This is a genomic window from Flavobacterium sp. (assembly GCF_044361065.1).
Taxonomy (GTDB): Bacteria; Bacteroidota; Bacteroidia; order Flavobacteriales; family Flavobacteriaceae; genus Flavobacterium.
Genome location: NZ_JBIKJI010000083.1, coordinates 1 through 9,097 on the forward strand (window position 1 = coordinate 1; position 9,097 = coordinate 9,097).

Annotated in this window: 6 protein-coding genes; 1 reads left to right on the plus strand and 5 read right to left on the minus strand. The window is 33.6% G+C overall.

Annotation, left to right across the window (positions count from 1 at the left end; translation table 11 throughout):
* A partial coding sequence (locus ACIQ11_RS06355; protein ID WP_396153853.1) for an MFS transporter occupies positions 1 to 427 on the plus strand: 427 nt, incomplete at its 5' end.
* Positions 428 to 593: 166 nt separating this feature from the next.
* On the opposite strand, the gene ACIQ11_RS06360 is transcribed toward ACIQ11_RS06355, so the two are convergent.
* The 5 genes from ACIQ11_RS06360 to ACIQ11_RS06380 all read right to left on the minus strand — a co-directional run.
* Positions 594 to 3,101, minus strand: coding sequence for a T9SS type A sorting domain-containing protein (locus ACIQ11_RS06360; protein ID WP_396153855.1), 2,508 nt, complete (start codon positions 3,099 to 3,101; stop codon positions 594 to 596).
* A gap of 204 nt (positions 3,102 to 3,305) precedes the next feature.
* Positions 3,306 to 4,712: an alpha-amylase family glycosyl hydrolase gene (locus ACIQ11_RS06365; protein WP_396153857.1), complete on the minus strand. Its 1,407-nt coding sequence runs from the start codon at positions 4,710 to 4,712 to the stop codon at positions 3,306 to 3,308.
* A 2-nt stretch (positions 4,713 to 4,714) separates the two neighbouring features.
* Positions 4,715 to 5,641, minus strand: a complete 927-nt coding sequence (locus ACIQ11_RS06370; protein WP_396153859.1) for an alpha/beta hydrolase — start codon at positions 5,639 to 5,641, stop codon at positions 4,715 to 4,717.
* Positions 5,642 to 5,648: 7 nt separating this feature from the next.
* The gene (locus ACIQ11_RS06375; RefSeq protein WP_396153861.1) at positions 5,649 to 7,487 is read right to left on the minus strand and encodes a glycoside hydrolase family 13 protein; all 1,839 of its coding nucleotides are present in this window, start codon (positions 7,485 to 7,487) and stop codon (positions 5,649 to 5,651) included.
* Positions 7,488 to 7,584: 97 nt separating this feature from the next.
* Positions 7,585 to 9,097, minus strand: a 1,513-nt coding sequence (locus tag ACIQ11_RS06380) for a glycoside hydrolase family 97 catalytic domain-containing protein (RefSeq protein ID WP_396153863.1), incomplete at its 5' end; no start/stop codon positions are given.

Genomic DNA, 9,097 nt, shown 5'->3' on the forward strand with positions numbered 1-9,097 from the left:
TCCGAAAATTGGAAATGAAAAAAGCATTATTTATGGTTTAGTGTTATATACTTTAGGGATGTTTTTATTCGCCATCGCTACAGAAAGTTGGATGATGTTTGCCTTCTTAATTCCGTATTGTTTAGGCGGAATTTCTGGTCCTGCTTTGCAATCTGTAATTACAGAAAATGTTCCCGCTAATGAACAAGGCGAAATTCAAGGTACTTTAACTAGTTTAATGAGTGTGACGTCTATTATTGGTCCACCATTAATGAGTAATGTATTTTATAATTTTACCAATAAAAATGCAGCTGTTCATTTTCCTGGAGCACCTTTTGTTTTGGGAGGTATCTTAATGTTATTTAGCGCGATTATTGCTTTTTATTCATTTAAAAAACAACGATTAATTGCTACTTCAAATACAAATACTGATTTGGATAATCAATAATTGTTTATGCTTCTTAGTTAACATTTTTGGGGTTCTAGAGCTTGAAACTTTATTTGAATGATGTTCGTAAAAACAGAATTAATTATCTGATAAATTATTTTTCATTAATTCGTGTTGCCGAACTTTTGAAAACTTAAAGTTGCTTTTAATTTTTATGTAATTAGTTTTAATTTTTTACAATTTTCTTTACTACACTTTTTTTGTCTGCGGATAATTTTATGAAATAAACTCCCTTTGCAACATTGGATAAATCAATTTGAATTTCGCCACCAGAATTGTCAAAATCTTTTTTTGAAAATAATATTTTTCCTGAAATATCAATTACTTCTATATTTTGAGGTTGTATGTCGCCAATTTTTATATTAAAAATATCAGTTGATGGATTCGGATAAATTACAAAATTATTATTTTCAAATTCTGCGGATGCAAGAATTGTTGGCAAAGGAGAACGCCACACGCCACGACCGTATGTAGCTGCGGTAATGTTGTTGTCAACATAGTTGATTTCTAAATCTGTTACTTTAACATTTGGCAAACCCGTTTCAAATGGTGACCAAGAGGCCGCTATATCATCGTAATAATAAACCCCTAAAGTTGTCCCTAAATATAAAGAATTGACTGCATTATCCTGATGGGCAATACAAGTTCTAGATATTGATGGCATCCCCGATGTAGTTATTGCAGAAAAAGTAAAGCCGCCATTTAAAGACCTCATAACTTGAGATGAAGTATTGTAATAAACAATATCGCTGTTGGTTGAATGAACCGTTAATCCTACAATACTTGAAGCGCTTGTATGAACCAATGAAAACGTTAGGCCTTCATCTTCACTTTTATATAATTGTGAATTATTTGCAATATAAATAGTATTGTTGTTTGATGGATCAATAGCAATTAATTCAACATCAGTAGCTCCTATAGTATCTGGAGTTGTATTTTGAATAGCCCAGGCGTTGTTAACTAATTTATAGAAATTTTTATATGCTGCAAAAACTTCTCCTGAATTATTCAAAGCAAGTGGTGTTACCCATTTTCCGCCATTATCATTTGGCCCCGTTTCAAGTACTGGTGCACCACAAACGGCACCGCCTGATGCGCCTCCAGTTGTTGATCTGTAAAATGATTGTCCATATTGAATGAAACCATACGATAAGTTTGAATTATTTGGGTCTATTCCAACATCCATTCCGTCGGCTCCATAAAAATTTTGCCATCTGATACCGTTAAAAACATGTCCACCATTATCTTGCAATCCAGAAATAATTTTGTTTGAGGTTTGTTTTGCTACAGCTATTTTATAAGGCTGACCAATTTGCATTGATTTTGTTAAATCGGTAAAATTCGTGCCTCCGTTTGTGGTTACATAAATACCTCCATCGCTTCCACAATATAATTTGTTTCCATAATATCTTAAAAAATGAATATCGGCATGAGAATATGATGCTGATGCTGGAGCACTCCAGCTATTAACTTGAGTCATAGTAACTCCGCCATTAACCGATTTCCAAATGTTTAAAAAACCAGTGTAAATTTCGTTGGCATTAGTTGGCGAAGCAGTTATTGCCATATCATACCAAGCTTGTGTACTAGCAATTTGAGTTTGTGTTGTGTTAACGGCTGTAAAAGTTGCTCCTTGATCTGTTGATTTGTATATTCCTTGAAGAATATTACTCGAAGTTACACTTAATGCATAAACAATATTTACATCGGCGGCAGTTACGGCAATTGCCATTCTACCAGCTGTTGCGGGCAACCCAACCCCAACTTGAGTAAAATTAGCTCCAGAATCAATTGATTTGAAAAACAGTGTGGCTGTGGTAGCGTATATTGTTGTAGGGTCGTTAGGTACTATCTTTAAATCTCGGGTTCCGCTTACATTTAGAGTTTTTGTCCAATTTGATCCTGCATCTGTGGTTCTAAAAACACCATTATTGGTAGCGCACCATAATATGTTTGAATTGGTTGGATGTATATAAATTTCTGGACATGCGCTTCCTGTTAAAGCTTTTGTTAAGCCTGTTAAAGTCCAAGTTAATCCTCCATTTATGGATTTCCAAATCCCTTCACTTGATGTATTACCTCCGTCCCTATCTCCAGTTGCGATAAATATAATATTTGGATTGTTATAATCAACAGCAATAGAATTCACTCCAATTTGCGGCAAATCATCAGATAATGGTACGAAGATTGTACCGCCATCTATAGATTTCCAAATGCCACCAGCTGGCATACCAACATAAATAATATTTGGATTTGATGGGTCGACAGTAATGCAACTTACTCTACCTTGCCCTGATGACCACGAACCAGTATTGATATATGATTGTGTTCCGTGTATTGGCGTCCAATTACTTATAACGGCAACAGTTTGAGCATTTCGTTGTTGCTTTTTCTGATTGAAAGCCAACATTAAATCATCATAATTTTCTAGCGTTCCGTCTTCTTTTATTTGATTTTCTATGTTTGTGTACCAACGCATAAAAGGTTTGTGTCCACTTCCTTTAATATTTGGGTCGTGAGTAAGCCAATATTCGTCAAAACTGGCTTTCATTTCTGCCAGAGTCGCTGTTCCGTTTTTTTCACCAAGAGCTTGCATCCATGGTGCATCTGGATTGTATTGAGCCGATAATTTGATTGACACAATTAACAGTAAAGATAACAATGATATTTTCATAGTTTTATTTTTAATTACTGTATTTTCATAGACCAAGAGTTTAAACTCTATAGTTTATAAAATACAAACCATTTAAAACACTACACAAATATAATAAAAAATTTTGGTTATTGTCTTGAAATTAAGTTTGTTATATAAAAATTTTACCTATTCCAAAATGAAGTATTAATATTAGTGGATTGGAGTGTATACTTTAGAATTATTTTAATTCGTTAAAATTAAATATTGCCAAGCTTTTAGTCCAATTGGTGAATCAGATCTAAATTGTATTTTATAATCCAACATATAATCAGTAAAGTCGCCTTTTAATTGAATTTTTGTTTCAATAGTTTGATTCGATAAATTGGCAATATAAATGATTCTTTTACCTTCTTTTTTACGTTCAAAAGCTAAAATTTTTGTGTCGTCATTTGTTTTAATACGCTTATATGAAGCTGGATTTTTCCCGCCATTTAAAGCTAAATTTTCATTTTTTAATTGGCCTAATTTTGCTCTTAATTCCCAATCTTTTCCTTTTGTTTTTGGAATTGAATCTTTCTCGAAAAACTTCAAGCTGTGTTTTAAACCATATTCATTACCACTATATACTAATGGCATTCCTGGCATAACATACGTTAAAGCTGTTATGGCTTCTTCAGCAGCACCTAATCGAGATTGAATGGTTCCGTTCCAAGAATTTTCATCATGATTGTCAACAAAATTCATTAAAATATCATCTGAAGCATATTTTTTTGCATCGTCAATAATTAATTTATCCCAATTTTCAACTGTATTTTTGCCTTGAGCAATTCTATTCATCGTGTGGTGAGCTTCCCATCCGTATGCCATGTCAAACAAACTATCTTTCAATAATTCTGGTTCCCAAGCTTCTGCTAACATAAAGATATTTTTTACAGCACGTAATTCTGGAATGGTTTTTTGCCAAAAATCAGTAGGAACATTTCCAGCTACATCGCATCTAAAACCATCAATACCTTCTTTTTGAAGCCAATATTTCATGTCAGCAGTCATTGCTGCACGAAGGTTTTGATTGTCGTAATTTAAATCGGCAACATCTGTCCAACCCCAAGTTTTTCCTGTTTCTGGATTGATTGGATCGATAATTTCCCCTTTTTCATTTTTTGTGTAATATTCTGGATGTTCTTTAATCCAAACGTGATCCCAACCTGTGTGATTTGGCACCCAATCTAAAATCACATACATACCGCTTTGATGTGCAGTACTTACCAATTTTCTGAAATCTTCCATCGTGCCAAATTCTGGATTTACTTTCTTAAAATCAGAAACCGCATAGTAACTACCTAAATATTTATGTTGCTCAGCAGCTGGCATTTCTGAAGCAAATTTACTGTTATCGCCACCAGTTGCTTTTCTTTTCGTTTGCGAAATAGGAAAAATCGGCATAATCCAAATGACTTTTACACCTAATTGTTTCAAATTCGGAATGTCTTTTGTAAAGGCATTAAACGACCCTTCAGGTGAATATTGACGAATATTCACTTCATAAATTACGGCATTTTCTAATTTATCACTTGTTAAATCAGTTGCTTTTTGGGCGTAACTATTTGTAAAACTTAAGGCAACTAATGCCAATACTATTAATTTTTTCATAACTAATTAAATAAAAATTGTAAAGGTATTTCTAAACGTGTGTTCCAAGATTTTTCAGTATGATCGGCGTTTTCAAATTTTAAATTTTTAGAATTTGATGCATCAAATCCTTTAGCTTTTAATATGTCATTGACGTCTTTTTCATACCTTACATATTCTGCATCTAAGGTTTTTGTACCGAAATCAAAATAAATTTTATGCGTTTTTGGATTGGGTAATTTAGTCTTTAAATACTTGAAAAACGCATTTGGAATAGGATTGTTTTCAATGTTTTTTAGACCAATCCAATGTGTCGATAAACAAGCAGCTTTCCCGAAAACATCTGGATATTCGCAAAGGGCATACATAGAAATTAATCCGCCCATACTGGAGCCCATAATGGCGGTATTTTCTTTATCGGTATACACTGAAAAATGAGAATCAATATATGGTTTTACTTCGGAAACTAAAAACTTTAAATAATTATCCGATGAAATTTGTGTCAAATCTAAATTGATTTTTTTAGCTTCATCTATCACGAATTTTTTATCCGAATCGCTTAAAAAATCAATTGCTTTCTGTGGAAAATAATTTAAATGTCGAATGGTTGGAATGTTCCAAACAGCAACCACAATAACTTCTTTAATGGCTTTTTTTTGGGCTAATGAATCAATTTTTTCATCTACACCCCATTCTTGTTTGTTCCACGTGGTTTTCGCATCAAAAAGCATTTGTCCATCGTGCATATATAACACTTGGTACTTTTTAGTTTCTGAATAATTTATTGGCAACCAAATATCAACTGTTCTGGAAGCTACATATTTTGATGGAAAGTTTTCAATACGTTTTATTTGTCCTGCAAAATCGTTATTGTTTTGCAAATCACTGATTTTTATATTCTCTTGTGAAAAACACATACAACTAAACGCTATTAAAAACCAAAATCTCATTTGAAACTTATTTTTTTAATTCTAAAATTAAGCTCGATTTTCCATCAATTGAAAGTTCAGATTTTAAATCGAAATTTGCATCCGAAATAATGTCTTTTCCACTTGAATACGGAGCCAAACTTTCTTTGAATCGATCTAATTTTAAAGTTTGTTTGTCTTTGCTATTATTTACCACAACCATTACACTTTCGGTATCGTTGTAACGAAAATACACATACACGTTATTATCTGGAAGATAATGCATTAATTTTCCGTTATGAATTACAGATTTCGATTTTCTCCAATTGAAAACTTTAGCGGTAAAATCAAAATATTTTGCTTGTTCAGCTGTTCTTCCTGAAGCTGTAAAAGCATTGTTTTTATCTGAAGCCCAACCACCGGGGAAATCCTGACGGATGTCTGCATCACCTTTGCCTTTATCGCCCGCCATACCAATTTCCGAACCGTAATACAATTGAGGAATACCTCGCATCGTAGCTAAAATAGTCATGGCCATTTTATATTTATTTAAATCGTTTTTATAAATATAATTGAAACGGTTGGTGTCGTGATTTTCTGCAAAAATTAATAAATTATTTGGGTTGTCGTATAGAAAATCATTTACGAAATTTTCATAAAATTTAAACATTCCGTCGTTCCAATTTGTATTGTCTTCGTTAAAAACATTTCCAAAAACATCGTGCATGGTAAAATCCATTACACTTGGTAAATAGGAATTATAGCTTTGAATTTTAGCAATTGGACTGTCTTTTTGCCAATACGAAATTTGTGCTTGATCGTGCATCCAAACTTCTCCAACGATATTAAAATAAGGGTATTCGTCGGTAATGGCTTTTGTCCATTTTGCAATTCCTGCTTTATCGTTATATGAATATGTATCTACTCTAAATCCATCTAAATCGGCATATTCAATCCACCAAATCGCATTTTGAGTTAGATAATTTAATACTAATGGATTCGATTGATTCAAATCGGGCATACTTGGCACAAACCAGCCATCCATACAAAGCTTGGCATCTATGGCAGAAGCATTTGTATCGTATTGTGTGGTCATGCGATAATTACTTTGTTTGTACCCTGGGAATTGATGAAACCACTCGTACGTTGGCATATCTTTAAACATCCAATGTTCTGCACCCCAATGATTCGTTACATAATCTTTCACTAACTTCATATTTCTCTTTTTCATTTCTGAAGAAAGGCGCACATAGTCTTCATTTGTTCCATAACGGGCATCAATTTTATACACATCTGATTGCCCATACGTGTGATACGAATAGCCTTTGTCGTTATCTTCACACAAAGGTGTGCTCCAAAGTGCTGTGACACCAAGCGACTGCAAATAATCTAAATTATTTATGATACCTTGAATGTCTCCACCATGTCTTCCGCCAGGCAGACTTCTGTTGGCTTTTTCTTGTAAATTAGAATCCGAATCATTTTTTTCGTTTCCATTGGCAAATCGGTCAGGCATAATTAAATACATCATATCCGACGAGTCAAAACTTTTACGATTACGCGAATTTTCCTTTCTTTTTTTAATCGAATACGATTGATTGAATGATTTTTTACCGTTTTTAAAAGTAAATATCAACTCTTGCGCCGTTACATTTTTCAAATCAATCGTTACAAAAACGTAATTTGGATTCTCTGTTTTTTGAACTTGAGTAATAACAACTCCGTTTGAAACCGTTACGGCATTTTGAGCGATGTTTTTACCATAAAACATAATTTGAACCTGATTGTTTGTCATGTTCTCATACCAAAAAGGCGGTTCTACTTTATCAATTTGTGCCGAAACACTTACTGAAATTGTAATTAAGAATAATAAAATTAATTTTTTCATAGCTTACTTTTTGTCATCCTGAATTCGTTTCAGGATCTAAGTTAATTTAATGAGAAACTGAAACAAGTTCAGTTTGACAAGCGTTGTGTATTATCTTTTATTTAACCTCAACAATACTAATTCCGTAACCGCCACCTGGAGCAGTAGACAGTTGCAGTTTTGATTTGTATGTTACTTTTTGTTTTGTGATTTTATACGCTTGCGGATTTGTTTTATAATGCGCATCGGCAGCATCGGCATAAATTGTAGCTTCATATTTTTTACCTTTTTCTAAAAAGTCTAAAGAAATAGTTGAAGTTCTTGCCTTTAATCCGTTCACGTTTCCAACGAACCAATTGTTTGAATTTTTATCTTTACGAGCCGTTGTGATGTAATAACCTGGTTCTGCTTCTACGTACTTTGAAGTTGCCCATTCCACTGGAACATCTTTAATAAATTGAAAAGCGTCTAAAAATCGGTTATAATTTTCTGGTAAATCGGCTGCCATTTGCAGTGGACTATACATGACCACATACAATCCCAATTGATTCGCTAAAGTGGTATTTACATGTGAATTATTTCCTGGATTTAGTTTTGCAATATCCATTTCAAAAATTCCGGGTGTGTAATCCATTGGACCACCCATTAATCTTGTAAATGGTAAAACAGTAGTATGATTGGCTTTTGAACCACCAAACGCTTGAAATTCCGTTCCGCGAGCGGATTCGTTTCCAATTAAGTTTGGATATGTTCTGCAAATTCCTGTTGGACGAACGGCTTCGTGTGCGTTCACCATAATTTCATAATCTACCGCTTTTTCAATACAATATTGGTAATGATTTAAGATAGATTGACTATAATGGTGCTCACCTAAAGGCAAAATATTTCCAACATAACCACTTTTTACAGCGTTGTATCCATTGTCTTTCATAAATTGATACGCTACATCTAAATGGCGTTCGTAATTTCTTGTAGCGCCAGACGTTTCGTGATGCATAATCATTTTAATTCCTTTAGATTTTGCATATTCGTGAATTCCTTTTACATCAAAATCTGGATACGCCGAAATAAAATCAAAAACATAATCTTTTTCATGACCAAACCAATCTTCCCAACCTTCGTTCCAACCTTCGACCAAAACAGCATCAAAACCATGTAATGCTGCAAAATCGATATATTCTTTTACGTGTTTGGTATTTGCCGCGTGTTTGACACTTTGTTTTACTTTAGAATAATCTGTTACGCCAAGTTGAATAGAAGGCAAATCATCTGTATACGCCCAAGAACTTTTCCCTGTAATCATTTCCCACCAAACCCCAACATATTTTACAGGTTTAATCCAAGTAGTATTTTCAATTTTACAAGGTTCGTTTAAGTTTAATGTCATTCTTGATGCTAAAACTTCTCTGGCATCATTGCTAACGATAATGGTTCGCCAAGGCGAAACACTTGGGGCTTGAATATGTCCTTTATTTCCTTTTGCATCTGGCGTTAAGTGCGATTGAAACACGAAATTCTTATCGTCTAAATTCAAATGCATACACGAATAATTAATCAAAGCCGCTTCGTGAATGTTCATATACAATCCGTCAGCTGTTTTCATCATTAATGAGGTTTGTACGCCTGTATCT

Bases quoted from the DNA above. Each gene is read 5' to 3' on its own strand.
- ACIQ11_RS06360 (WP_396153855.1), bottom strand. From the start codon at position 3,101: ATGAAAATATCATTGTTATCTTTACTGTTAATTGTGTCAATCAAATTA.
- ACIQ11_RS06365 (WP_396153857.1), bottom strand. From the start codon at position 4,712: ATGAAAAAATTAATAGTATTGGCATTAGTTGCCTTAAGTTTTACAAAT.
- ACIQ11_RS06370 (WP_396153859.1), bottom strand. From the start codon at position 5,641: ATGAGATTTTGGTTTTTAATAGCGTTTAGTTGTATGTGTTTTTCACAA.
- ACIQ11_RS06375 (WP_396153861.1), bottom strand. From the start codon at position 7,487: ATGAAAAAATTAATTTTATTATTCTTAATTACAATTTCAGTAAGTGTT.